Origin of the sequence: Methanolobus sp. (assembly GCF_016278385.1) — an archaeon.
GTDB lineage: Archaea > Halobacteriota > Methanosarcinia > Methanosarcinales > Methanosarcinaceae > Methanolobus.
On the sequence record NZ_JADQBY010000004.1, the window covers coordinates 1 to 26584 of the forward strand.

The following is a 26584-nucleotide window of genomic DNA, read 5'->3' on the forward strand; positions in this document are numbered from 1 at the left end:
TAAATTGAGTTTGAATACTTAAGTGAATCTAAAATCAAGGTATATCGAAATCCTCCAGAGTGAATATTTTAAAAATCAGAGGAGAAAATAATTAATGGCGCCTGAACACTGAAAAACTATTATTCAACATTTACCATTTTAAATCATTTTTGGATAATTGTATTTTGGTATCATACATGGATCTGTTTAACAAAGCATCCATTTGTTCATTATCGAGTTTCCTGACAAAACATGAAGCAATATAATGCTTATCAGGATAAAGTACCTGAATGCGGATTGCGTCCTTAATTCTTGACTCAATGAATTGTTTTAATGAATCATTCAGATCTTCCTTTTTTATCACCACCATCGATTAAGAGATACCACGGATAGGGTTGGTATCCCTTAAACGAAGAGGGGGTTGTTGGTACTGTGGTGGCATCTTAGGCTGGATGTGGTTGGGGGTTAGATGCCACCAAGTGGGGTGGTGCCTGCCAGATCAGTAACGCTGACAGGCAATTCCCTAATTCGTAGTATTAAATATAAGGATATTTATAGAAAAATACAGCATTATATCTGCCAAATAAATAATGAAGCTTTAAAGAGAGATTAATTAGCAAAAAAAGCAATTATAATTGCTTTAAAACTTATTAGAACCGTAATAACTATTTATTAGTATTTATTACGATTTTAATAAATTATACCACTTTAAATATAAAACTATGTGCCACAGACAAAATAAGATAGACTAATATCAGAGGTCAGATTCTGTAAAAAATAGAATATTACCTCGTCCTTCTCTGACTTTTCGCAACTTTCCCCATTTTTCAAGATTAAGAAGCATCACACTGACCTTGCCTTCTGAATATTCCAGATGTTTACGTAGGTCCTTTTGTGCCATTGTTCCCCCATGAGATTGAATAATGTCCAGTATTTCCTGATGTTCAGATGACAATGATCCTGTTGATATTGCCTCTTTTACAGGGAAATTGCTTTCATGCGTTTTTGTGACAAAAATATCAGATGAAGATACAGACTTCGTGTCATCATGAAAAAGATCCATTTTCAGATATTGTTTATCTGCATCTAAAGAAAAACCCATAATTTCTGTTCGTGTCACCATTTCCGCTTGTGATCTTTTTTTGAATTTGTATAATATCATTACTAAAAGAACAAGCACTAACAGAAGAGGGAGAGGAAATAGATATTCTACGGATATGTGGTCTACAGAAACAATACTATCTTCCACTGCAATACCTGTGTATGCGGGCAATAGCAACATATCAACTACATAGCTGCCGTTATCTGATATGGTAATAACTTCCTCATCATAGTAGGTAAGTTTATCATCTTCAAAAAAGCTGGCGTTTATAAGGTAAGTACCATTAGGCAACTCAAAAGAGTAAAAACCATATTTTGCAACCATGGATTGCTCAGGGGTTGAGTTCACCTCAATCAGAGAATTATTAAGAGGATTAAATGTATTCCATTCATATGTAGTTCCATGAACAGTTGCAGTAGCACCAACAGGAACAATCCATAAAAAAAGAAAGATGATAGCGATGCAGGATGCAATATATGTTGCCTTCATGCCATTTACTCTTTTGTTTGGTATTTCATATCAAATATAGGCGGTATCCAGACACCTTCATTGCTCGTACTTCTATTGGAAAGCATATAGGTACCTTTACCGTATAACTCAACCTCTCCGGTGCCGTTTACATCAATGATCAGATCATTGCTTATGATAACTACCGTAAGCACTGATCCTGAAAGAGTAACATTGCCCTGGACGTCATTATACGAAAGGATCTGCTGCATTGCATCACTTTCTGGAACAATGACCTGCTCAGACTTTACTTCAGAACCCTTAAATTCTTCCGTATTGATCTCCATATCGCCTATGAAATCAAGTATTGTTAACTTACCTTCGGAGATACTTAATTCAAGATCAATGTCACCTGAAAGTATAGCAAGACCACTACCATTGGCTACAAGATTACTGTTATCCGCGAGCATAAGTGGTCCCGGAAGATATGCCTTAACATCATCGAATATAGGTTTTAGTTCTGAATTTGCGTGAATGATACTTTCCTTTGACAAACGGATGTATTCATCTTTTTCAGTATCTGAGGATGCATTTTTAGCCTGTTCCAGATAAGTCCTGGATTCAGATACCAGCATGGAATAATTATCAACCGTCGGCTCCAGTTCGGTTACATTGTTCCCTTCGGCCTTCATTTCAGCGATAAACTTGTCAAGATGCTCTACCATTTCCTCTGATTTCTGGATATTGTCACTTAGGAATAACTCCCCATCATTGGGAAAAGCAGGTTTATCATCATGAGGTTCCTTGATCACATAAGATGAATATTTAGAAATAAAGTCATGATGATTACCTTTATCTCCAGGATTTTCCCATGAATCTGTTATACCCATTATTGCTACAATAAATATGAGAAGCATTATCATTACAAGTGGCATTTTCTTCATTGTGATCTCACCACACAGGAATGATTCCCATATATTTCGATTCTTTGTTGCAGATTGACATATTAAAATACACCTTAACGTTTTTACTACATCCACAGAAAAGCGAGATTTAAATATAAACATACTTAAGCAAATGATTAAAAAATAGCAAAAAATAAAGCAATAATATCAGGTTTTAACCTTTATGAAGCTTTTTTGTAGGATATATTTAGAAATAAACAATCATTTAGCCATTAAATAAAAAAACCTCTGCAACAGACCACAATATATCCATAGTACAAATTATGAACTATGAAGAAAGAAACATAATCCGGCAAATGACAATACATCTAATTTGAGATATTAAAGAACGGATTAAAATAGCTATAATGAAAAAATTGTACAGCACATTGGATCATACTGAAAAATATTATTGAACCTATTCTGAGATTACATCTTTATAGCTCCCAACATTATACCGGGATTACAAAGATATGATTATATGTGACTTCATCCCACCTATTTAGAACTTTAAGGATTTTAAAGATTCTATTCCAATATAAAACTTTATTCAAGTTTTATTTTCTAATTTAAAGCTCTAATTTCGCTTTTTTTAGTTAAGTATTCTTATATTCAAGCCCGATAATCTGGAAATTGTCAGAAGCGCGTCAATAATTGAGGTGCTTGTCTGATAGTAGAAAAAAAGGAGAACAAAAAAAATGAAACAGAAACTCTTGAAAGCAATTGCCTGTCTTTCATTAGTATTGATGGTGTTCAGTGCTATGGCACCTGGCGCCTTTGCTGATGTTACAGGGACAGCAAGTGATGCAGATAAATTCAGTGAACATAGTAAAATGAGAAATGGTTCACGCGGTGGTCCAGGAATGGACAGAGGAGAAGCTGTAGAAGCAATGGAATTTGACAGTGAAGACCAAGAACTTGAATTCGTTGTTGAGAAAACAACTGAATCTTTTAACTACAGAATCGAAAGACTGAACGAAATGCTTGAGAACATTGATGAGATGGATAACGAGAACATCACCGAAGAATCAATTGAAGAGCAGATCACAGAACTTGAAACGCTCCTTGAAGACATTGAAGCTGCAGAAACACTGGACGACTTCAAGGCAATAATGGAAGAAGCAAAAGAGTCCATGATGGAAAATATGCCTGAAAAGGGCGAAAGACCAGCTATGGAAGAGATGGAATTTGACAGCGATGAAGAGGAAATGGAGTTCATTGTAGAAAAAGCAACTGAATCTATCAACCACAACATTGAAAAACTGAATGAAATGCTCGAAAACATTGATGAGATAGATGATGAAAGTGTCACCGAAGAATCAATTGAAGAGCAAATCGCTGAACTTGAAACACTCCAGGAAGACATTGAAAGTGCAACAACACTGGATGAACTTAAGGAAATAATAAAGGAGGCAAGAGAAAACAACCCACAACCACATGGACACGGACACGGAGGAGAATTCGGACCTATGAATCCTGACTTTGAGGAAGGAGTAAAAGCTGAGTAATAAAAAATGAATTGACTGTGAAATATATAGTACCACCAACCATGAGATAGGGTCACTCATCCTATCTCACAAATAACTTACCGATTTTTAAGGGGTTATAAGTATGAAACAAAAATTAACCATAACATTTGCACTATTGATGATACTATTCAGCACTGCAATACCGGGCGTGTATGCCATGGAAGATGAAAAAACCATGGGAATGCCTGAGATGAATACTGAGCAGATGAAAGAAATGACTCTTGAAATGATAGATAACAGTATAGATTCATTAACCAAACTCCAGGATGAACTTGAAAATGAAGACCTTCTTGACTCAATAGATAGTCTGCTTAAGCAGATGGAAACACTAAAGACCGAACTTGAAGTAACCGATGATGAAGATGAAATAGCTGCTATCATGGAAGAGTTCAGGAGCTCAATGGAAGAAGCACCTGATGAGATCCGTGAGACTCTTATGCAGAAAGGCCCCGGTGAAGAAGGGCAGGGACCTGCAATGGAAGGCAATGAAAACATAGAGCCTCTTGAAGGAGATTTCCCCGGCAATGGAACTATGGAATACAAAGGACCAATGAATGGTGACGCACCAATGGATAAAACGGATGATGCTCCAGCAGGCGATGAAACAGACTCCAAAGAATCATCGGAAAAAAGCACAGGACTTCTCAGCGGCCTTATTAACATGATCAAGTCGCTGTTTTAAACCAACAATCCTTACCTGATTCACCGGTTTACCTGATATTCTCCTGATTTCATTATTAAGGCAAACCTTTTTTGCTTTTTTGTATTAGTGGTAGAAGACAAATACTGCCAGAAGATATAGTAAATAAGGAGTTACTATATATACCATGACAAGGATTAACACAGTCAAATATCACATGTCATAATTGACGAGATAATACCAAAAACGTTAACATATAATAGAATCTCATAATATCCTCACAAAGCAGGAGAAAGGTCATGATAATTGCAATACTTGGAGGCACAGGCAATATAGGTAAAGGCTTTGCGCTTCGCTGGGGTCAGAAGCACGAAATAATTATAGGTTCCAGGGATTTGAAAAAAGCCGAAGCTGTCGCTGCAGAATACAACGAAGTACTTGAAAAATACGGACATAAAAGATGTATAACAGGTACCGATAACAGAACAGCCGCAGAAAAAGCCGAGATCGTAGTCATTGCTATTAGATATAATCAGCTTGCTCCTGTTATGGAACTGATATATCCGGTCATTGAGAACAAGTTAATTATCAGTGTCGTTGTACCTATGGAAAAAAATATGTGCTATATCAGCCCTGGAAGCAATTATCCACGAACTCTGATAGAGAGTAAGGAATTCAACACCCAGTATTTCTGTTTCTCAATACCTGAGGCAGGAAGTGCAGCCCAGGAAATCTTCACGATGATACCTGAAAGCACCGAACTTGTAGCTGCATTCCATTCGGTCCCTGCAAAGAAACTGGCTAATCTCGACATGGAACTGGACTATGACATAGGAGTATGTGGAAATTCCATGCATTCAAAAGAAATAGTCTTCGATCTGGTCAGGAACATCTCCAATATGAGACCACTGGATATCGGTCCACTGGAAACGGCAGGAATGGTTGAGTCCCTCACACCTTTACTTATTAACGTTGCAGCAAGGAACGAAATGAAGGACGTTAGCCTTAAATTCGTTTGAACTATCAGCTTTGCAAGGAAGAGACCAATGGGTCTGGAAGAAAAATACAATTAACTATTTCATGAGCTTACTTATTACACGGCCTCCCATCATTTATTCATCAATATGTAGTTGATGCGTTTGCAGCACAATATGCCAAAAAAGATACTAGGAACATATCCCTCACTTTTGCTCTTATTGGCTTTTATCTGCACATTGAAAAGAATCATTCCGGCAGAGAAGTGCAAAAGACCCATATGAAACTGGCAAAACAACGCAAGGATTGCCTTCATTCAATCTGCCGGGCGAAAGAGGAGACATTACAATTTCAGATGTCATTGGAACCTTACTTGGCCCGGAGAGGAAGGAAGTGATCGACAAGTGATCTGCTTCTGTCTGGGAAACGTATAGCGAAAGTCATCAGATAATCACAAATCTTGTACAAACTGGGCTTTACGACAGAAAATAAAGATATCGTTCAATGTCAAATTCAACTGTTGGCCTGGCAAAAGATAAGTGTAATAGGCTTTGTGATATATCATCCAAAATAAAAAAGAAAAAGTAAGCATTCAGCTTACTTTGTTTATCCGTCAAGTATCTCTTCTGCGATGTCCCTGTAGGCATCCATTACATAGGAGATTCCGGTTACTTTTGCTGCCTCTTCTGTAAGTGTCATAAGGTCCTTACGTGAGAGTGTAGAGGTGTTGAATCTCCTTGAGCCAGCCATGAGTTGCTGCAGACCTACTCTCGTCTTTTCAGAATAGGAATAGATACCAATGGCACCCAGTGGGATATCGTTTATGTCGTTACCATAGCGCTCTTCAAGTTCTTCGTAGTGAACAAAGATCTCTTCTTTCCTGTGTCCGAATTCAGAAACTGTCTTTGGAAGATCTCCTTCTTCAAGCCATTTGCCGATATTCTTTCCAACCATTCCCGGAATCATCAGGCCACGGCCCATGCATACTGCCTTGAAGTATGGAGCGCCCATTGCAAGAGCCTTGTAAATACCATCTTCACTTGAGAATCCTCCGGCCATTGCAAGGTCAGGTACCCTCTTGCCCTTAGCGCTGAGCTTGTCTGCAAATTCATGTACAAGTGATTGCAGGTAGATTGTTGGTGTTCCCCATTCTTCCATCATTGGCCATGGGCTCATGCCGGTTCCACCTGGGGCACCGTCATAGGTGAGCAGGTCAATCTTTGCATCGGAGCTGTATTTAATGGCCATTGCAGTTTCTGCCATGGAGTATGCACCGGTCTTCAATGTGATACGGTCGAATCCAAGTTCTCTGAGTCTGTCACATTCTTCATGGAATCCTTCCTCGGTGACAAAACCAAGTCTGGAATGTCTTTCGAATTCTCTTATGGCTCCAATCTTGTATGCTTCCTGTACAGATGCAAGTTCAGGATCAGGTGTTACTATGTAACCTCTTTTCTTAAGCTCAATGGCGCGGTCAAGTTCCTTTACCTTGATCTCTCCTCCGATACATTTTGCACCCTGTCCCCATTTGAGTTCAATGGTGTCCATTTCATGTTTGCTGGAAAGATATTCTGCAACACCAAGCTGTGTGTCCTCCACGTTCATCTGAACGAGCATTTCACCGTAACCGTCATGGAACTTCTTGTATAACTCAATCCTGCGGTCCATCTCCGGGGATTCTGATACAAGGCCATTACTGTCTCTTTTAAGTTCTGGATCAACACCGCAAACATTCTCACCACAGACGATGGTGATACCGGAAATAGCTGCACCGATGGCGAAGTGTTCCCAGTTCTTCCTTGCAATATCAGTGGAACCTAATGCTCCGGTGAAGATTGGTACTTTCATCTTTACTTTTTTGTCCCATCCATATTCTGTTTCTGTGTCAACGTTCGGGAATCTTGCAGTTTCAGGGCCAGCTACCATTCCATCCGGCATACCTATAGCTCCAACAGCGTATCCCTGTATATTCAGGTGGGAGTAGTCTATTGGATAATTTTTGTCTGCACCTGCAGTGACCTCACCAAAAGGTCCGGGGTAGAGAACTTCACGTCCCCTGAAAGTAGATTTAAAGATTTCACAGTTTCCACGGCATCCGTCCACACAACGTGTACAGAGGCCTGACATCGGTACTACACTCTTTGACCTGTTAAAGGTCCTAGTAGCGTCATTTGCATTTGGTTGCCTAAGGTTGCCCATGCTTTTGTCACTTCCTCTATTTTATAATACTATTTTTGTACAGGTCGGTCTTCCTACCCCCGGCCTGTTCCTAACCATCTGGATAGTAATAGTAGGATAACGGTTGGCTTGTGCTTTTATATATACTTTGTTATTTTCCGAGTCTTATGGCTGTCCAATATCGCTATCCAGCAACCGTGTGCCGCCTCTCTATATATATTTGTGTTTATTCATCAGGATATTAGGATAATATTTGATATTGTACATTTTGCCCTAGCTTATTAAGTCATCTATATTGGCTATAACTAACTCAATTACATATTTTGGCAAACATGGAATTTATATTATTTTTGAGAGAAACAACCGAAATTCCGGATCTATAAGCAATCATACAGCAAACTATAACTTCATGGACTGAGATAGCCTAAATCGATTTTGCATTCCATGTGCAAGATATAGAGGAAAAATAGCAGGCGATCAAATGATAATTTGCAATAAGGAAGACGTTATCAAAGTCGTTGAAACAAGCAACGTGAAGTTCATACGTTTGCAGTTCACTGATATACAGGGTATGGTAAAGGATGTTGAGATCCCAGTCACACAAATCGAAAAAGCCTTAACCGTCGGAATATCCTTCGATGGATCATCCATTGAAGGTTTTGTAAGGATCGATGAATCAGACATGGTGTTAAAACCGGATATAAGAACATTTGCAATACTGCCCTGGAACAACGATAAAGGTCTGGTAGCAAGAATGATCTGTGACATTTATATGCCAAACGGAAAACCGTTCGAAGCTGATCCCCGTTATGTCCTTAAAAAGGTCATGAAAGAAGCTGAAGAGATGGGATATGAGCTCAATGTAGGCCCTGAACTGGAGTTTTTCCTTTTTGAGAAGATAGATGGAAAGGCAACTGTAATACCTCATGATTATGGAAGGTATTTTGAATTTGCACCTACCGATCTTGCAGAGGATATCAGAAGGGAAATTGTCCTGACCTTAATGGACCTTGACTTCGATATTGAGGCCTCACATCACGAGGTAGCTTTTGGCCAGCATGAAATCGATTTCAAATACGGGGATGCGCTGACAACGGCAGACAATGTAATGACGTTCAAGTATGTCACCAGAACCATTGCAAAAATGAATGGCCTACATGCCACCTTTATGCCAAAGCCAATTGCTATTGAAAATGGATCAGGTATGCATGTGAACCTTTCACTTTCAAAGGATGGCGAGAATGCATTCTATGATGAGAATGGAGATATGCAGATCAGTGAAACCGCAAGACAATTCATTGCAGGTGTCCTGAAACACATCAAAGCCATATCATGCATTGCAAACCCACTTGTAAACTCATACAAGAGACTTATCCCCGGGTATGAAGCACCTGTTTACATAACTTGGTCAGGTGCAAACCGCAGCTCCCTTATACGTATACCTTCCCCCAGGGGCAAAAGCACAAGAACAGAGCTTAGAAGCCCGGACCCCTCATGCAACCCCTACCTGACATTCGCAGCAATCCTTGCTGCTGGTTTAGAAGGAGTAAGGAACAAGATGGACCCCGGAAAGATTATGGATTACAATGTCTTTGACCTGACTAAACAGGAACGTGCAGAGAGAGGTATTGAAACACTGCCATCAACCATTAGTGAAAGTGCAGATTATCTCGAGAGTGATGAACTCCTTAAAAGCACTCTTGGAGAACATGTCCACGACAATATACTGAGACTTGCAAGGGCAGAATGGGATGCGTACAGAACACAGGTCCACGACTGGGAGATACAGCGTTACCTGAATACTATCTGAGATATGGGTCTGATATATTCAATAAGTGAAACAAGAAAAACAGATTATCTACAGGTCAAGAGATTCATTGAACTTGTAGATAATGATTTTCATCCTCCCCTGAGTGAAAGGGAAGGAGGCATCTCAGAAAGGATAGATGTAGGTCTGGATACATCCAAAGCAAATTTTTTTGTTGCCAGGTTAAAAGAAAGAGATTCATCCGATCATATTGACGGAATTGTAGGTATGGTGGGTTATACAATGAACTGGAAAAGTGGTGATACCGCTTACATTAATTTTCTTGCCACAAATCCTCTTTACAGGAACTACGGAATCAGCCGGAATCTTTGCCTGAGACTTGAAGATAAACTGAAAAAACAGGATTTCAAAACAATCTATCTTTGCACATGGTCAAGCAATCCTGCTGCAATATATTTCTATGAGAAGCTCGGATATTATGCATATTCTGTTGTTCTTGATGACAGAGGAAGAGGAATAAATACGATATACTACAAAAAGAACATCAGCATATAGTTATGCAAAACAATAATATACGATTAGATTATCGATAAGAGAGTCTTTTTCTTAAATTTACATTCATTACGGAAAACCTTGCAGGATATACCTTATCCTCATGATTTCACCGTTTTGAGTGAAAAAAGACAGGACACGAGTGCCTATTGCATGGTTAGGAAGAATAGAGGAAGTGGTAGGCACCGTGTCCATAAACGTGATATGTTTTGTTTTTGGGTTACTCCTCTGGCATTCGTTCAAGCTTTTTTGAAGATAGCTTTTCAACCAATTCCAGATTCACATCATTTTCAAGTGACAGTTTTCCATTTCTTACCGCATTGTCAACAAACTGTTTGCCAACAGGGTTGCGTATTATCAGGGTAGTGTAACCCTGGGCACTGCCGATGGAACCTGCCGATATGTCTGCATCCAGCGCAGTGAGATCTGTACAGATATGACATCCCGGACGAACACAGTCTTCAACATCTTTTAGTGAGATAATCGTCATGTTTCCGTCTTTCAGGGTGATCTCAAGCTTACCCTTTACATCAAAGTGTATGATGTCAAGAGGATCTATCTGGCGCTCTGCAATGAGTTTGTCCTGTACAAGTTTTTCGTAATCGAAGGTTTCCGTACAGAAAAGCCCCACTGCAAGACGTATGTATTTCCTGAATGGACGCAAAAGGTCCATTTCGCTCTTTCGCATCTTACTTACAGCCTGCATGACACAAGGAACACCTACTACTGCTATGTTGGTGTACTTTTTAGTAATTACAGCTTCTTTCAATGAAGCTACAAGAGGAACCCACCAGTTGTAACGGCTTCCTGCATGGTGGACAAGCACTTCTGAGGATGTAATTACAGATGATGAAGGGCGCAGTGTCCAGGGATCTTCCACAACAGTAACTATTGCATCTATCATTCCCTGTTCAAGAGCATTCGTAAGTATTGCTGTCACAGCTCCACCACTTTGCTTTCTTGGAACATCTGTCTCTGCCTTTGCGGACACGATGTCCATGTATTCACCAAGAACCTCAGATGATGGTTTGCCAATTCTTGGGCACACTTCATAGCATGCACCACAGGGAACACCGTCATTGACATCCTTACAGTAGCCACTGTTGAGAGGATGCGTGGAATCCCTGCCGATTTCAAAGTAAATGGCATCTGCCGGGCATACAGCCACACATGCGCCACATGATGCGCATTTTCCTGTGTCCCAGATTTCTGCCTTCAGATCTAGATAATTTTTACCTGCCATTAGAATCACTCCCATGTGTATTTACCTGCAAATGGCCTGCTGCTTGCAGGAATTATTTTTGAATAGTTCGTATCCAGGAATTGAGACGAATCTATGCCAAACCTTTCACAGAAATCTTTTATCACAGGAGTAAGCCTCTCCAGGTCATCTTCATTGAACTTAACTTTCTTGGCTCCGACACCAAGCAGTTTTTCGTTGACATCGCCCCTTATGATGATCTCTCCGCCATGTATTCCACTACCGATACCACGGTCCTGTATCGTTGGTTCCTGTCCAATGCCAAATACAAGTATGAGACCGCCGGCCATGTATTCTCCAAGGAAGGCATGGCTTGTACCGCCTACGACAAGGATAGGGCGCTTGCCATCATACTCCTTCATGTGGATACCGCCGCGGTAACCGATGTTGCCTTCTACAAAGACCTTCCCACCGCGCATACTGTGTGCTACTGCATCTCCGGCACTTCCGTGAATTATCAATGATCCGTAATCCATCGTGTTTCCAGGAGCATGCTCTGCATTACCGAAAATCTCACATTCGGGACCGCTCATGAACATACCAAGGTCTCCGCCGGGAACACCGTTAATGGTGATCTTTGCATCGCCCCTTACACCATTGCCGATGAAACGCTGTCCCAGAACATTATTGAGCACTATTTCCTTTACACCAGAAGCTACTGCTTCACGGATCAGTTTGTTCAGAGGAGTGTAGTGCATACCTTTGGCATCAATTACTAAAGGTTCCACTTCAATCAGGCCCCCACAGATTCTATTTTGAGTACGTCAAGCAGACCTTGGTCAAGCATGTAACCACGCAGACGTTCACGGTTTCCGCGAAGACTCTCAATACTGTTGAGACCTGCTGCACCCATGAGTTCACTTATTTCAAGTGTCCAGGCATTGATAAGGTTTGCAACATTTTCTGAACCTACCTCAGGGTCTATACGGTCAACCAATTCCTGTTTCTGAGTTGCGATACCCCATGGACAGAGTCCACGATAGCAGTTTCCACATACACGGCATCCTAATGCTATGAGTGAGGCTGTTCCAATATAAACTGCATCAGCACCGAGTGCTATAGACTTTGTAATATCAGCACTGTTGCGGATACCACCACTTGCGATCAATGAAACTTTATTCCTTATTCCCTGCTCATTCAGTTTCTCATCCACTGCAGCAATAGCAGCTTCAATAGGAATACCGACATTGTCCCTGAACACCTTTGGTGCTGCACCAGTACCGCCTTTGAAACCATCAATTACAACAGCATCAGCATCTGATCTTGCGATTCCTGCTGCAATTGCTGCCACGTTATGTACTGCAGCTATCTTTACGAAGACCGGCTTTTTCCACTCAGTGGCCTCTTTCAGACTGCGCACAAGCTGGGCAAGGTCTTCTATACTGTAAATATCATGATGAGGAGCTGGACTGATTGCGTCTGAACCCAGTGGTATCATACGAGTACAGGAAACATCAGCACATACTTTCTCTCCAGGGAGGTGACCACCAATACCGGGCTTTGCACCCTGACCCACCTTAATCTCAATGGCTGCACCGCGTTCCAGATAGTCGATGTCAACACCGAAACGTCCTGATGCGATCTGGACTATGGTATGGTCCTGATAAGGATAGATGGACTCGTGCATTCCTCCCTCACCAGTACCCATGAAAGTTCCGGTCTTTGCCACTGCCTTTGCAAGACTTAGCTGTGCATTCAGGCTGATGGCACCGTAACTCATGTGACCGATCATTATAGGAGTGTCAAGTTTAAGGTTTGGAGCAAGTTTTGTTTTGAGATCAATGTCACCATTGTTCTTTGTAAATTCAAGTTTTGCAGGCTTCTTACCAAGGTATGTCCTCAGCTCCATTGGCTCCCTGAGAGGGTCGATACTTGGATTGGTGACTTGGCATGCATCCAGCACCAGCCTGTCAAATATAATAGGATAATCGCGCGCATTGCCCATTCCGGAAAGGATTATCTTTCCAGTGCGTGCCTGGTTGATCACGTCTTCACGTGCCTCTGCTGTCCATAGAGGATGACTGCGGTAGTCCACAGGCTTTTCCTGGAGATTGATAGCATCTCTCGGACACATGGAAATACATCGGTGGCATGCCGTACATTTGCGTGAATCGATGAGTATCTTATCATTCTCGATCCTGTATACACCATATGAACAGTTATCGACACAACGCATGCATTTCATGCACTGGTCACGGTCAATACTTATCTTGTACTTTAGGGGAACACTTCCAAGGCTCATATTGTAACCCTCCCGATAACTGGTTCGCCCGCCCTGGGCATGTATATTGTCTTTACTTCAGGATCCATTGTGCGTATGGCAGCCTCTTCACTTGAGATGTATAGACGGGAACCGTTCTCTCCTACAATAAGTGGACGTAGTTTTATCCTGTCAGTGAAACCTACGATCCCATCCTTTGTAGCAACAACTATTGCAAAGGGACCGTTCATCAATGCAGGTCCGTATGTAAGACGCAATGTACGAAGGAACTCTTCCTGCTTTTCTGGCATTTCATCGATCTCATCCCAGAAAGGGGGTGCAAGTGCCGTAACAACGGTCTCAGATGGAAGTCCATGTTTTCTTCCTAGAAGGTCGAAAAGGTAGGCTACAACTTCCGTATCGGTGAACATTGTACAATCGTATCCATTGCTTTCCACATAACGACGGTTAGTACCGTAAGAAGTTATCTCACCATTGTGAACAACTGACCAGTCAAGCAAGTTGAAGGGGTGAGCTCCTCCCCACCATCCGGATGTATTGGTAGGATAACGGTTGTGTGCAAGCCAGATGTAACCTTTGTAATCCTCTATGCGGTAAAAGTTAGCTACATCCTCTGGCCATCCTGATGCTTTGAAAACTCCGAGGTTTTTTCCAGAGGAAAAGATCAAAGCACCTTCAACGGTTGAATTGATACTCATCACAAGACGTTTGACATTATCATCGTCAGGATTTGTAGTACCCACCATCAGATCAGTATAAGGTTTGAAGAAATATCTCCAGGGTATGTGTTCCTTTTTGAGACCCGGTTGTTCATATGTAGGGATTTCTTCCTGATGGACGACTCTGCCCCATGTTTGCAGTATCTTATCCACCATAGTTTTTGGTTCTAGCAAATTATCAAAAAATACATGGATGGCGTAGCAATCTGCGTAGTCAGGGTATATACCATAAGCTACGTATCCTGCGCCTTCTCCACTTCCTCTTTCATCCATCAGACTCAGGGCTTCCTTTATGCTGGAGCCGTCCATTCTGGACATAGTCCGATCGATTACGCCTATAATTCCACACATGTTGATCACTATGAGTATTTAATCTAAGGGCTATTAAAGAGCATTCACCTGATATGAATTTAACCATGCAAAAATCCATAAAGGGAAAGCTCGGGGTTGTGTGAACAACTTCTATTCACGTTTTAGCAACAACAAGAAACGCTGCTGACTTAAGATCAATTATAAATTATGATTTTGAAATATAAAGTGAAAGTAAGGGGAATTCCCCTTACAGTATGCTAAGGTATGTGTCCAGTTCCCACTGGTGGACCTGTGCCTTGTAGTCATCCCACTGGGCATTCTTTGCTTCGAGATAGTTTTCGAATACGTGGTCACCAAGAACTTCCTTTACAAATGAACTTCCAGCCATAAGATCAATAGCTTCCTTCAGGTCGCCTGGCAGAGATGCAATACCTTGTGCTGCCCTGTCCTCTTCAGTAAGCTTGAATATGTTGACATTTGTTGGTGCTGGTGCTTCCATTTTCTTCTCGATACCGTCAAGACCTGCACTGAGCATTGCTGCAAAGGCGAGGTATGGGTTACATGCTGGGTCAGGACATCTGAGTTCTACCCTTGTACCGAGGCCTCTTGATGCAGGAATCCTGATAAGGGAACTGCGGTTTGATGCAGACCATGTACAGTAGATAGGAGCTTCATATCCAGGTACGAGCCTCTTGTATGAGTTTACAGTTGAGTTGGTAATTGCAGCAAACTCACGGACGTGTGTGAGGAGACCTGCGATGTACTGCTTTGCAATTGTTGAAAGCTGGTCAGGAGTATCTGGGTCGTAGAATGCGTTCTTTCCGTCCATCATAAGGGACTGGTTGGAGTGCATACCTGAACCGTTTACACCGAAGAGTGGTTTTGGCATGAAGCTTGCGTAGTATCCCATGTGATATGCAATGGATTTTACAACATACTTGAAGGTTACAATGTTGTCACATGTGTTAAGGACATCACCGAATCTGAAGTTGATCTCGTGCTGTGATGGAGCTACTTCGTGGTGTGATGCTTCAATTTTAAAGCCCATATCTTCAAGAGCGAAGTCAATAGCCCTTCTTACATCCTGTGCCTTGTCAAGAGGTGCGAAATCGAAATATCCACCATTGTCAGTAAGGTTTGTTGTTGGATGACCTTTCTCATCAAGTTCGAAGAGGAAGAACTCAAGTTCAGGACCGGTGTTCATTGAGTATCCAAGCTCTGCTGCTTTTGCAACAGCCTGCTTCAGAACATATCTTGGGTCGCCCTCGAAAGGCTTTCCGTTTGGTCTGTATACATCACCAATGATACGAGCAACTGCGCCTTCCTTTGGCCTCCAGGGGAGGAGTCTGAAGGTGGTTGGATCTGGCATGAGGATCATATCAGACTCTTCGATCCTTGTGAATCCTTCAATTGAGGAACCATCGAACATTACACCGTTCTCAAATGCACCTTCGAGATCTTCTGCAGGGATTGCCCAGCTTTTGATCATACCCATGGTATCGGTGAATTGGGTTCTTATGAATTTGACATCGTTCTCGGTTACAGCCTGTAACACGTCTTCCTTAGTTACTGGATTTGCTTTTACCATTTTGAATACTCCTCTATTCGCTTAGGGGTGTAAGTAACCTGTTACCTACTCATTACTATATATAAGTTTGCACACATAGAAGAATAAAACGGATTACTTGCTAAATAAAAACAAGCCCTGAAAATAATTAAAACTTGCCTCTAAAATGATACAAAATAACAATATTCATATTCTATCTCTACAACTATCCTAGATAGTTAAGTAAATCGGAATTATTATTGATTTGACATTAATAGATTTGAAGTTACAGTTATTTTTTGAGATGTTTTCTAATTGACTCCAAAATCCTTAAATTCGCTACACAAAACACATATCTTAAAAGAAATAATCAACATTTAATTCAAAATCTTGTCACTTGTAGAAAAAAAATAAATAAAGAGTCTGGATGAGAATTAATCACTGTTTTGGAGAACAAATATGGATAAGTCAAATAACATAACATTAAAATATCTCTTTGTTTTGTTTATTGGAACATTCGCATTCTTTTTTATTGGAGGTGCCATAGGAGGAAAACATCAACTAGTAATGCCTATTCTCTCTGCATTGTTGATTTTTATGTTGATTTTTATGCTGATTTATGGCATAGGATTAGTCATATTTAGGAATTTTTCAACTGGCTTTATTCTCAAAACGTTTGCAATATCGTTTGGTGTGCTATTCTTGATTTATACTGGTTCCATTGGATGGGATGCTTACAGTCCTTCTAATGTAAGGTCAATCTATGCATATGAACTGGAAAGTGCGCCCGATGAATTTGTTGTTGTAACGCAGGAGGAGCTGAATGAATATCCCGGCCTAAAACGAGCGATCGAAACCAAAAATCATGTGGAAGTGAGTGCGAAAGAATTTAGGAGAACGCTGGGTTTTCTTGGACAAAACGGAATTTATAATATCAAAATAGGAGATGAATATTATCAGATCGTTTTCTCATCAACCTGAAAAATCGTTATTCAGCAAGTAATAACTATGAAGTGGAAACAAATTATGGGCATTATTATGGAATTAACAAACGAAGAAATAAATCTTGATCGTTATTGTCGGAAACTATATCAGATTTGCAAAAAAGTATACAAAATAACAAAAACAGGATTTTGAAAAATAAATCAACATTTTCAGATATGGTATAAAACCAGTTTCATATCAAAACTCCATTCGTTGCAAAAAGTTAAAACAAAGAAAAAAGAATGTCTATATCTAAGGTTGCCGCAACCTTGTAGGGATACTTACGGATGGTTTATTATTCTTACAAAAATATTGATTTTAAGATAAGTGAGATTGGACATGACGGACATGAAAAAGTTTGGAACTGGTATTTTGGATGAACTGAAAAATGCATCCATTGATGCATCCAAATGTATGCAGTGCGGAGTCTGCAGTGCCAGTTGCCCCTCCGGAAGACATACAACCCTGAATATAAGAAAACTTGTAAGAATCGCAGGCAAGACTAACGACATACTCAGCAATGAGGAACTCTGGATGTGCACCACATGTTACAATTGTCAGGAAAGATGCCCCAGGAATATAAATATAGTAGATATATTACTGGACATCAGGGCCATTTCCGTACATCAGGGATTCATACATCCCGAACACAGAGTTGTCTGTGAAATGTTACTCGAATATGGACATGCAGTACCCATTAATGAAAAGAACAGAAAAGAAAGGGTGAATCTCGGACTGGAAGAACTTCCTGAGACCGTGCACAAGTATGAAGACGGACTTGAAGAAGTGAAGACACTGCTTGCATCCTGTGGTTTTGGAAAGCTTATAAAACATACTGAAAGTCGAGTAACGGAAGATAAAACATGAAAGGATTATCACTCTTTTTAGGATGTCTTGTGCCCAACCGCTACCCCGGAATCGAACTGGCAACGAAGCTATGCCTTGCAAAGCTTGACATTGACTGTACCGATCTTGCCGGTGCATCCTGCTGTCCGGCTCCCGGCGTGTTCCGTTCCTTTGACAGGACAACATGGCTTACGCTTGCAAGCCGCAATATTGAATTGTCAGAAAAAATGGAAAGGGATATGTTGACAATTTGCAACGGATGCTTCAGTACCCTTGCAGATGCAAACCACAGTATAAAAGAAGATGACTTTGCAAAAAAAGAGGTTAACGAGCATCTGAAAAAAATCGGAAAGGAAGTAAAAGGCAACATTGACGTCCGGCACATAATAGAATTCCTGTATGAAGAATACGGACCTGAAAAGATTGCATCCTATGTTGAGAGACAACTGGACATCAGGGTCGCAGTACACTATGGATGCCACCTTATCAAACCCACAAAAGATAGAGGACTGGGTAATTTTGAAAGACCAACTTTCTTTGACGAACTGGTCACTGCACTTGGTGCAACAAGTATTGAATACCCGGACAAGATGGCATGCTGCGGAGCCGGTGGGGGAGTGCGCGCCTCTATGAAGGAAAAGTCACTGGAAATGACAGAGGCAAAACTTTCCAGAATAAAAGAAGCAGAAGTGGATTGCATAGTCAACTCGTGCCCGTTCTGCCACATGCAACTGGGTGAAGGGCAATCCGAGATCAAAGAGCAAATGGAAATTGAGTACGATATTCCTGTGCTACACTACACACAACTTCTCGGACTTGCACTTGGATTCACTGCAGAAATGCTTGGAATTGACACAAACATAGAGAAGAACAGGAAATTTATGGACCTACTGGACGCAGAAATAGAATCTTAAAACACATTTCCCCGCTTTTTATGAAAAATATACTACAAGATTATTGACAGGAAATCTATATCACCAATAACTTTAAGATATTGAATGTTATTACGTGAGTAGCACAACATGAGCGTGTGGCCTAGTCAGGATATGGCGGCAGCCTCCTAAGCTGCAAGCCGGGGGTTCAAATCCCTTCACGCTCGCTATTTCTCTTTTTAACAATTACCGGAGATTGATAATTGATAATCAGAAAGGCTACTGTCAATGATATACCTGGAATTAAGAGCATCATAGACCATTATGCAAAACAGGAAAAGATGCTTCCACGTTCATTGAGCGAACTGTATGAATTCACCCGCAGTTTTTACGTTTGTGAGATAGACAATGAAATTATAGGCTGCTGCGCCCTGCAGGTAAGCTGGGAGGATATGGCAGAAGTACTATCATTTGCTGTGAAACCTGAGTATAGAGAACAGGGCATCGGTACGGAACTTATCAAAGCCTGCCTTAAAGAAGCAAAAGACTTTGCCATCAACAACGTGTTTACACTGACCTATGCAGTTCCATTCTTTGAGAAGCAGGGCTTTGAGATAATCGACAAACAACGACTTCCGCACAAAGTATGGAGCGGATGCATAAAATGCCCTAAATTCCCAAATTGCGATGAAGTTGCAATGATGAGAAATATATAAGAGATCATTACTTTGATAAATTCAGTTACAGGGACTTTCCAAAATACAAAGTCCCAGCATCTTCTTTTACTATTTCAAAACCATTGTCCAGATAGATTGAAATGGCTTTTTTGAGAGATTTATCTGTTTTCAATTTTGCAAATGAATAGTTCTTTTTTGAAAAATCCAGTGCAGCCAGGAATAAAGAAAGACCAAGACCTTTTCCACGGCATTCTTCTTTCACATACAACCTTTTTATTTCACAATGACCCGACCCCAGATCCTTGACCGCAGAAGTGCCGACAATCTCACCATTATACAAATATATGAAAAAAGCACCTCCGTGCAGAAGGTAATTCCCCTCGATATCATTCAGATCGGAATCCTTTAATGGATCATAGTCAAATCCTTCACCTAAAAGTACACCGATAACAAAATCCCTTGTTCCGGAAGAATACTCTGATGAGAAAGGAACTATATTCATTCCAGATATTCCCCATGATTTTTCAGAAAATCAACAGCTACAGAGTAGAGTAACTCAACACCGGTAATTAATACATCCTCATCTATGTCAAAGCTGGCTGAATGATTTCCTTCCACAATCCCTTTATCTTCATTCCTTGTCCCGATAATCGCATACATACCCGGAACTTCCCGTAAGTAGTAGGCAAAATCTTCTGCACCAAATATTGCTTCTGCATGAGTATTAACAATGGGATATTTACTTTTCAGCAACTTTGAAGCCGTGTCTGTAAAAAGAGGATCATTGAAAAGGACAGGATAACCGCGATAAATTTCAAGTTCATAAGAAGGAACTCCATTAAAGTATTCCCATGAGTATGAAACCATAAGAGAATCAAGAATCAAAGACATCGTTTCTTCTATGACATCAATATCCACATCATCGAATGTCCTGAAACTACCCACAAGTTCAAGCTCATCCGGCGACCTGTTGAATTGTTTGCCACTATGGATAGTACCAAACCCAAGTACGTAGTCCGAAGGAGATACTTTTTGAGATATTAAAGGATTCAGAGAAGAAATGAATTCTGAAGCTATCTGAATCGGATCAATACAGTAAGCAGGTATTGAATGGTGACCGCCTTTTCCGTATATCTTCACAGTAAAGCGATTCGAACTTGCCATGAAAGGGCCTGGACGTATATTTATGACACCGACATCAACATCACCAAATATATGAAGACCAATGATGGCATCCACACCTTCAAGTCCGCCTTCATCTATGACCCGCGACGCACCTCCCGGCGGGACTTCCTCAGCAGGCTGGAAGATGAATTTTACAGTCCCGCTGATATCATTGCGCCTTTCCTTTATGAGCCTGGCAACCCCCAGAACGATAGCCATATGCCCGTCATGCCCGCATGCATGCATTACTCCGGCATTCTGTGAGATATATTCTTTATTCAGTGTTGTCAGGGATTCTTCTGCCGCAAGTGCGTCAATGTCCGAACGGATAGCGATACATGGACCTGAACCCCTGCCGTGAACTTCTGCAATAACACCGGTATCAGCAATCTTCCGGCAATCAATCCCAAGTTCTGTTAGAACCGACATTATCATTGCCTGCGTACCATGCTCATGAAAACTCAGTTCCGGATTCCTGTGGAACTCCCTGCGAATATCCCGTACCCATTTTTCAAAGGATTGCAAATCATTTCACCCTACAGCAACAATTAAAAATCAATTATATTGAACAGACGATGTTATCAGAAACATATATTAGATTTAATACCTGCCACCATGTCAGCACTATTTTTATGTAAAAAGGTATTTTACCTGTACAAATATCTGCCGGAAAATACACATAAAATACCGGAAAACATCAGGAAGGTTAAATATGATAAAAACAAGACTCAGGGATTTCCTTGTTACAAAGGATGACTGGATTTTTGCAGTTTCCGATTATTTTCATCCACATGGAATCAGGTCAACAATGAGATACGTGCCTGACGAGGAAGGAGAACGAGAACTTAACGGTAAACGCTATAAGAAATATGATTTTGACGTGGCTTTTGACTTCATGCGTGCAAACCGTCCCGAATGGGTTGAGGATGTGCATGTAGTACCTGAAGACCAGATCAAAAAAGTACTTCCTCCAAACAGTGTTATTGACAGCCTATATGACTCTGACAAAAGAGTGAAGGCCGTTGTGGATGTTCTTGAGAAAGCGGACATCGACCGGGAAATGATGGGCGTTACCGGCTCACTTTTACCCGGACTTCAGAACGAAGGCTCAGACATTGACTTTGTGGTCTACGGCGAACAATGGTTCACAGCAAGGGATGCCATCGCAGAGGCAAAGGCAGAACCCGGACCCATAGAAGATATTGATGGAACGATGTGGAAGAAAATATACAATAAACGCATCCCTGAGATATCATTTGAGGAATTCATCGCCCATGAGAAAAGAAAGGGCAATCGCGGAATGGTTGATGGTACATATTTCGATCTTCTCTTTGTCCGTGACTGGGAGCAGATACAAGAGCCTACTTTACGTGGGAAGGACATCGGAACTATGAAAATAGAAGCAAAGGTCACAAATGCAGACCTTGCCTTTGACAGCCCTTCAGTATACAAAGTTGAACATGATGAGATAGACCACGTGCTTTCATACACCCACACCTATGCAGGACAGGCACTCCCCGGAGAAATAATTGAAGCACAGGGTGTTGTTGAGCAAGTTGGCGACATTAAAAGACTTGTCGTGGGAACTTCCAGAGAACCAAAAGGTGAATGGATACGCTCACTAACATTACTTGAAAAAGAAGGCCTTATTTAAATTCGTGTTTTAAAACAGACATGTAAAGGCGGTTAGCCGCCGCCTGTTACCTGTCCAATATCATATCCGGCTTCGTCTTCTGCTCCGTAAGTCTGTATATATGATTCAGCATCTTTGACAGAAGTACGGGATTTAATTTCTTCTTTCAGGTCGCTGGCATCTGCGATGACAAGCGTCTCAGGCTTGTAAAAAAGATTGGTGCGATCTACCAACACCCAGACACCGTCATCATCTGTTTTAAGATCGAGAACCATTCCTACAGTACCCGTATTCATGTACCTGACAATAGATCCTATTTCAATCGGATTGCCGTCCATACCCAGAGTTTCGATCTTTGCTGAATCTTCCACGATATAACTCCTATAATTTAATTTAACTTATGGATGTTATATGAAACCAGACAGATTAATAGTTAAGCATCCTGAGAGATTTCCAGGCGCAGATCACCAAGGCTTGCAACCCTTTCAGCAAAAGCATTGTGCCTGTGTATGCTTTCTTCATTGATCTGTTTGATCGTCACAATTGCCTCATTGGGCAGATGTTCAAAATCCTTGACAACGTTCTTTGCCATGGTCCTTACACAATCCTCCACAAACTTAGGATTATTGTGTGCAGTCTGAACAACCATTGCCTCATCAGAACGCTTAAGGAGCTCAAATACACTGGAACTCATGGATCGTTCAATAATCTCTATTATATTCTCAAGTGAAACGAAAACATTGCCTTCTACTTCAATTGAGATTATACCGCGTCCACGCTGGTTGTGTGTTGCCATAGGAACTCTATGAAGGAATTCCGCAATATGTTTGTCATCAACACCAATTTTTACCAGTTCCTTCATTGCATTATCTCTCATAATCTCTTGAGCACATGGGCATGCAGTCATTCCCACAACCTCTGCACCAATGAGTTTCTTGACGATTATATTCTCGATGTCTTCACGCATGGCAATCGCTTCAGCAAATATTTCCACGACTTCCTGGCACTCCATCTTTGTAGAAGGAGATTCTCTTTTTACGACATACTCACTTTTCAGAATTACTTCTGCACGTGTGGCATATTCATGGCGTTTCAACAGGCTTTGGGCAACATCGCTACACAACTGTTCTATTTCATAGACAGGCATGTTTACTGCTTTTTCAAGAACTTCGTCCACTGCCTCAAAGTTGCGTGACAGGTTCGCGCCTTTCAGATGAGAAGGCAGATCTACGAAGATATCAAAAGTGCATATCAGGATAACAGGACGCTTGTCCTGCCTCTTGATCTGAACGAGTTTTTTTACATTAGTAACACCGACGCGAGTCAGGTTAATAGGTATCTGCGGCTTGTTTGCCTGTATATCAGGTAGTTTAACAACAGGGACTTCCATTATAATAACCTCTAAAATTCAAAAGATGGTAAACCATTCTACAATGGTAGATATATCATGCTGAAAGGGAGTCATTACATGTAAATGTTGTGTTAAGTTCCCCAGATACTAAAAGAAAACAAAGTAGAAACAGAAGAATATACAAAGTACAAATACAACAACATACGCCCCTTATGAAGAGGTAGAAGCGCATTACTGTAAATCAAGTTGACTTGATATGTTGCCACATACTGCTCTCTTACAAACTGAGACTAAATGAAAATATTATAATAATTCATCCATATTTCATGTAGAATCACGCCCTAAATCACGAGATATGTAGTAAAACAAGAACAAAAGACAACATTAAAAGAAAAATATATATACCTTATATACTAAATACGGATATCAGTGGTAATCGCATAATGATTACGAGGTGATATCATGTCTGAAACAAGAAATTTTGTGTTAAGAGACAAGAAAGGAAATGAACATGGGGTGTTCACAGGGAAACAGCCCAGACAGGCTGCTCTTAAAGTGGCAAATAGAGGAAAAGGAACAAAATCAAAGCCAGATGAAATCAGGCTTCGTGAGCGTGGAACAAAGAAGGTACACGTATTCAAAGGCTGGAAAGAAAAAGTTGCAGCCCCAAAGAACAAACCAAACTGGATGCCTGACAAGATCAACAAGCCTTTTGTAAAGAAGGTAGGCATTGAAAAGCTGGAAAAAGTCTGAATTTCATAAAAGGACTCATCGCATGGGTCCTTTTGTTTTACATATATTTTTTGCATCCTTATTCCTGCGGCTGAAATAACTTTTAAATCATTTGAGCATATAATTATAAGCTCCGGATTTCAATCGAAGATATATAGGACTTAGAAATTTAATCGCAGGTATATATAATGACACTTAATCGAGAGAATGTGCTAATCGAGGCATTGCCCTACATAAGGGATTTCCACGATTCAATAATGATTATCAAAGTAGGTGGCCATGCCATGGTCAATCCTGAAGTGATGAGTGACATCATACAGGACATTGTTCTTCTGAGATTTGTAGGGATACACCCTATCATAGTTCACGGGGGCGGACCGGAGATTTCCGAAAAGATGAAGCGCATGGGCAAAGAATCCCAATTTGTAGGCGGCCTGCGGATAACAGACGATGAAACACTTGAGATCGCACGCATGGTCCTTGTGGGCAATATAAACACCGAAATCGTTGCACTTATTGGAAAACACGGTGCTAAAGGGATTGGACTTTCCGGAAAAGACGGGAAGATGATCATCGCAAAGAAAAAACCATTCCAGAAAGTTATGATTGAAGATGTGGAACACGAGGTAGACCTGGGATGGGTAGGAGATACAGAGATAATTAACACAGACCTCCTCAACATACTAATTCGGGAAGACTATATACCGGTGATATCACCAATTGCCATGGACATCAATGGTAAGGCACTGAACATCAATGCAGACACCGTTGCAGGCGATATAGCAGCCGCTCTTAAGGCAAAAAAACTAATCCTTATGACCGACGTCCCTGGCCTTCTGAGAGACATTAATGACAGGAGTTCACGCATCTCAAGAGTTGCTGTTGAAGAAATTGAAGAACTGATAAACAGTGGGCTAATATCAGGAGGGATGATACCTAAGATGAGAAGTGCCGCCGGATCGGTTATGAGCGGAGTTGAGAAAATACACATAATAGATGGAAGTGTGTCCCACTCAGTGTTACTTGAACTTTTCACAAATACCGGAATCGGTACAATGGTCTACAAAAAAGAAGATGAATGAGAACTCATCTTAATGTTATTTTTAATCCATTATCGGACTGCCGAATGTATGGTCATCGAGTTCCAGTACCTGCTCCCACAGATTTTTACAATCGCAGGAAAGATGCTCCAGACATGAAAGGTCCTGCGTAAGCGAGAACAACCTGATGGCATCTGCAACGTCATGACTGCATTCCCTGCAGTTACGCGGACCTCTTTTAGAACCTGCACCTACAGGATCGGATGTGATTATCATATCAGGGAAATCTTTCTTCGTCCTCTGCAATATATCCACAATGCTCCATAACCAGGGAGGTCGATACTGCTTTCTTTCCCATAGATACTCAACATATGTACCGCGCTGGACATTACACAGATTAATGGAAAAAGTATCAGAATACTGCACAGCATCACGCACTGTCTGTATGATATCCTCCAATGCCTCTTTTTCAGACAGGAACAGAGGTTTCAGCATCAGATATGATTTTACTGTTGCACCATTTGCTCTTGCTGCCGTTGCGGCATCGATGAAGTTCTTGAATGTGAATCCTTTGTTGATAGATCTTTTACGGATTACATCAGAACTGGTCTCAAGACCCATTGCAACTTCAAATGCCGTGTTTTTAAGAGTGCTTACACAATCCTTTACACTTTCTTCTGTCACAAATTCCGGACGTGTTTCAGCCAGTACTTTTACGACCCTTTCATCAGCATCAAGTTCACCCAGTATCCTGTGCCGCACCTCAAGAGGAATCTCATTCGTATCAAGGAAACTGCCGGAAGTGAATATCTTGACCATGAACTTATCAAAATCCGAAGCCTTCCTCATTGCTCTTGTAAGCTGGGCTAACAAGTCATCGTCTGATGGAGCGGTATGTGCACTATCATAGACATAGCCACACATGGTGCAGCCTCCTGCCTTACCCCACCAGCATCCGGATGTCTTAAAAATTATAGTAATGGTGTCTACCTGCTCAGTACCGAGAAGGTCTTTCCCGGCCCACACAGCAGCAGGCTCGTTGGTACGAGAGGGTTTTATCCTCTGGCGATTACGGATATCAAGAACTTCTTTATTTAATGACATTTGCCTGA

The 26584-nt window shown here is 41.0% G+C and carries 26 protein-coding genes, 1 tRNA gene and 1 pseudogene; 14 read left to right on the top strand and 14 right to left on the bottom strand.

Features of this window, described 5'->3' with window-relative positions:
- Positions 1-130: 130 nt before the first annotated feature.
- The 3 genes from QZZ23_RS01885 to QZZ23_RS01895 all read right to left on the bottom strand — a co-directional run bounded on the left by QZZ23_RS01885 (position 131) and on the right by QZZ23_RS01895 (position 2472).
- The gene (locus tag QZZ23_RS01885; RefSeq protein ID WP_292466507.1) at positions 131-349 is read right to left on the bottom strand and encodes a hypothetical protein; all 219 of its coding nucleotides are present in this window, start codon (positions 347-349) and stop codon (positions 131-133) included.
- Between the two features lie 384 nt (positions 350-733).
- Positions 734-1570, bottom strand: a complete 837-nt coding sequence (locus QZZ23_RS01890) for a hypothetical protein (protein WP_292466508.1) — start codon at positions 1568-1570, stop codon at positions 734-736.
- Between the two features lie 5 nt (positions 1571-1575).
- Positions 1576-2472, bottom strand: a complete 897-nt coding sequence (locus QZZ23_RS01895) for a hypothetical protein (protein WP_292466509.1) — start codon at positions 2470-2472, stop codon at positions 1576-1578.
- A gap of 698 nt (positions 2473-3170) precedes the next feature.
- On the opposite strand from QZZ23_RS01895, the gene QZZ23_RS01900 reads away from it, so the two are divergent.
- From QZZ23_RS01900 to QZZ23_RS14645, 4 genes and pseudogenes are all read left to right on the top strand, one after another.
- Positions 3171-3980, top strand: coding sequence for a hypothetical protein (locus QZZ23_RS01900; RefSeq protein WP_292466510.1), 810 nt, complete (start codon positions 3171-3173; stop codon positions 3978-3980).
- Between the two features lie 103 nt (positions 3981-4083).
- Positions 4084-4683: a hypothetical protein gene (locus QZZ23_RS01905; RefSeq protein ID WP_292466511.1), complete on the top strand. Its 600-nt coding sequence runs from the start codon at positions 4084-4086 to the stop codon at positions 4681-4683.
- A gap of 257 nt (positions 4684-4940) precedes the next feature.
- Positions 4941-5660, top strand: coding sequence for an NAD(P)-binding domain-containing protein (locus QZZ23_RS01910; protein WP_292466512.1), 720 nt, complete (start codon positions 4941-4943; stop codon positions 5658-5660).
- Between the two features lie 95 nt (positions 5661-5755).
- Positions 5756-5908 (top strand): annotated as a pseudogene (locus QZZ23_RS14645) (hypothetical protein); the annotation flags it as partial.
- Positions 5909-6222: 314 nt separating this feature from the next.
- On the opposite strand, the gene QZZ23_RS01915 reads toward QZZ23_RS14645, so the two are convergent.
- Positions 6223-7815, bottom strand: a complete 1593-nt coding sequence (locus QZZ23_RS01915) for an FMN-binding glutamate synthase family protein (protein ID WP_292466513.1) — start codon at positions 7813-7815, stop codon at positions 6223-6225.
- Positions 7816-8275: 460 nt separating this feature from the next.
- Between QZZ23_RS01915 and glnA (QZZ23_RS01920) the strand changes: the two genes are divergently transcribed.
- A complete protein-coding gene (gene glnA / locus QZZ23_RS01920) occupies positions 8276-9604 on the top strand; it encodes a type I glutamate--ammonia ligase (protein WP_292466514.1) in 1329 nt (442 codons plus the stop codon).
- 3 nt (positions 9605-9607) lie between these two features.
- Entirely contained in the window at positions 9608-10117 is a 510-nt protein-coding gene (locus tag QZZ23_RS01925; RefSeq protein WP_292466515.1) for a GNAT family N-acetyltransferase, read from the top strand.
- Between the two features lie 217 nt (positions 10118-10334).
- On the opposite strand, the gene QZZ23_RS01930 is transcribed toward QZZ23_RS01925, so the two are convergent.
- The 5 genes from QZZ23_RS01930 to glnA (QZZ23_RS01950) all read right to left on the bottom strand — a co-directional run bounded on the left by QZZ23_RS01930 (position 10335) and on the right by glnA (QZZ23_RS01950) (position 16215).
- Complete coding sequence (locus QZZ23_RS01930) at positions 10335-11357, bottom strand: Coenzyme F420 hydrogenase/dehydrogenase, beta subunit C-terminal domain (protein WP_292466516.1); 1023 nt, start codon at positions 11355-11357, stop codon at positions 10335-10337.
- Positions 11358-11362: 5 nt separating this feature from the next.
- The gene (locus tag QZZ23_RS01935; protein WP_292466517.1) at positions 11363-12103 is read right to left on the bottom strand and encodes a hypothetical protein; all 741 of its coding nucleotides are present in this window, start codon (positions 12101-12103) and stop codon (positions 11363-11365) included.
- Between the two features lie 5 nt (positions 12104-12108).
- Entirely contained in the window at positions 12109-13617 is a 1509-nt protein-coding gene (locus QZZ23_RS01940; RefSeq protein ID WP_292466518.1) for a glutamate synthase-related protein, read from the bottom strand.
- A complete protein-coding gene (locus tag QZZ23_RS01945; protein ID WP_292466519.1) occupies positions 13614-14666 on the bottom strand; it encodes a glutamine amidotransferase family protein in 1053 nt (350 codons plus the stop codon). Before QZZ23_RS01945 ends, QZZ23_RS01940 begins: the two co-directional genes overlap by 4 nt.
- A gap of 208 nt (positions 14667-14874) precedes the next feature.
- Entirely contained in the window at positions 14875-16215 is a 1341-nt protein-coding gene (glnA, locus tag QZZ23_RS01950; protein ID WP_292466520.1) for a type I glutamate--ammonia ligase, read from the bottom strand.
- A 417-nt stretch (positions 16216-16632) separates the two neighbouring features.
- Between glnA (QZZ23_RS01950) and QZZ23_RS01955 the strand changes: the two genes are divergently transcribed.
- The 5 genes from QZZ23_RS01955 to QZZ23_RS01975 all read left to right on the top strand — a co-directional run bounded on the left by QZZ23_RS01955 (position 16633) and on the right by QZZ23_RS01975 (position 19591).
- Positions 16633-17154, top strand: a complete 522-nt coding sequence (locus QZZ23_RS01955) for a hypothetical protein (protein ID WP_292466521.1) — start codon at positions 16633-16635, stop codon at positions 17152-17154.
- Positions 17155-17505: 351 nt separating this feature from the next.
- The gene (gene hdrC, locus QZZ23_RS01960) at positions 17506-18024 is read left to right on the top strand and encodes a CoB--CoM heterodisulfide reductase subunit C (protein WP_292466594.1); all 519 of its coding nucleotides are present in this window, start codon (positions 17506-17508) and stop codon (positions 18022-18024) included.
- Positions 18021-18917, top strand: a complete 897-nt coding sequence (gene hdrB / locus QZZ23_RS01965) for a CoB--CoM heterodisulfide reductase subunit B (protein ID WP_292466522.1) — start codon at positions 18021-18023, stop codon at positions 18915-18917. The genes hdrC and hdrB overlap by 4 nt, the downstream gene beginning before the upstream one ends.
- A 110-nt stretch (positions 18918-19027) precedes the next feature.
- Positions 19028-19102 (top strand) — tRNA-Arg (locus tag QZZ23_RS01970).
- A 36-nt stretch (positions 19103-19138) separates the two neighbouring features.
- On the top strand, positions 19139-19591 hold the full coding sequence (locus QZZ23_RS01975) for an N-acetyltransferase (RefSeq protein WP_366931295.1): 453 nt from the start codon (positions 19139-19141) through the stop codon (positions 19589-19591).
- A gap of 25 nt (positions 19592-19616) precedes the next feature.
- Here QZZ23_RS01975 and QZZ23_RS01980 read toward each other — a convergent pair whose 3' ends face one another.
- Positions 19617-20054 (bottom strand): GNAT family N-acetyltransferase, encoded by a 438-nt coding sequence (locus QZZ23_RS01980; protein WP_292466523.1) that lies wholly within the window; start codon positions 20052-20054, stop codon positions 19617-19619.
- On the bottom strand, positions 20051-21241 hold the full coding sequence (locus tag QZZ23_RS01985; protein ID WP_292466524.1) for a M20 family metallopeptidase: 1191 nt from the start codon (positions 21239-21241) through the stop codon (positions 20051-20053). Before QZZ23_RS01985 ends, QZZ23_RS01980 begins: the two co-directional genes overlap by 4 nt.
- A 187-nt stretch (positions 21242-21428) precedes the next feature.
- On the opposite strand from QZZ23_RS01985, the gene QZZ23_RS01990 reads away from it, so the two are divergent.
- The gene (locus tag QZZ23_RS01990) at positions 21429-22370 is read left to right on the top strand and encodes a nucleotidyltransferase domain-containing protein (protein WP_292466525.1); all 942 of its coding nucleotides are present in this window, start codon (positions 21429-21431) and stop codon (positions 22368-22370) included.
- Positions 22371-22402: 32 nt separating this feature from the next.
- Here the strand turns inward: QZZ23_RS01990 and QZZ23_RS01995 are convergent, their stop codons facing one another.
- Both QZZ23_RS01995 and mptA read right to left on the bottom strand, forming a co-directional pair.
- Complete coding sequence (locus QZZ23_RS01995) at positions 22403-22720, bottom strand: DUF2098 domain-containing protein (protein WP_292466526.1); 318 nt, start codon at positions 22718-22720, stop codon at positions 22403-22405.
- A 62-nt stretch (positions 22721-22782) separates the two neighbouring features.
- Positions 22783-23739 carry a GTP cyclohydrolase MptA gene (gene mptA / locus QZZ23_RS02000; RefSeq protein WP_292466527.1) on the bottom strand — a complete coding sequence of 319 codons (957 nt, stop codon included), beginning with the start codon at positions 23737-23739 and terminating at the stop codon, positions 22783-22785.
- Between the two features lie 423 nt (positions 23740-24162).
- On the opposite strand from mptA, the gene QZZ23_RS02005 reads away from it, so the two are divergent.
- Positions 24163-24453 carry a non-histone chromosomal MC1 family protein gene (locus tag QZZ23_RS02005; RefSeq protein WP_292466528.1) on the top strand — a complete coding sequence of 97 codons (291 nt, stop codon included), beginning with the start codon at positions 24163-24165 and terminating at the stop codon, positions 24451-24453.
- Between the two features lie 167 nt (positions 24454-24620).
- The gene (gene argB, locus QZZ23_RS02010; RefSeq protein ID WP_292466529.1) at positions 24621-25514 is read left to right on the top strand and encodes an acetylglutamate kinase; all 894 of its coding nucleotides are present in this window, start codon (positions 24621-24623) and stop codon (positions 25512-25514) included.
- A 21-nt stretch (positions 25515-25535) separates the two neighbouring features.
- Here argB and QZZ23_RS02015 read toward each other — a convergent pair whose 3' ends face one another.
- The gene (locus QZZ23_RS02015) at positions 25536-26576 is read right to left on the bottom strand and encodes an archaeosine biosynthesis radical SAM protein RaSEA (protein ID WP_292466530.1); all 1041 of its coding nucleotides are present in this window, start codon (positions 26574-26576) and stop codon (positions 25536-25538) included.
- Positions 26577-26584: the final 8 nt, after the last annotated feature.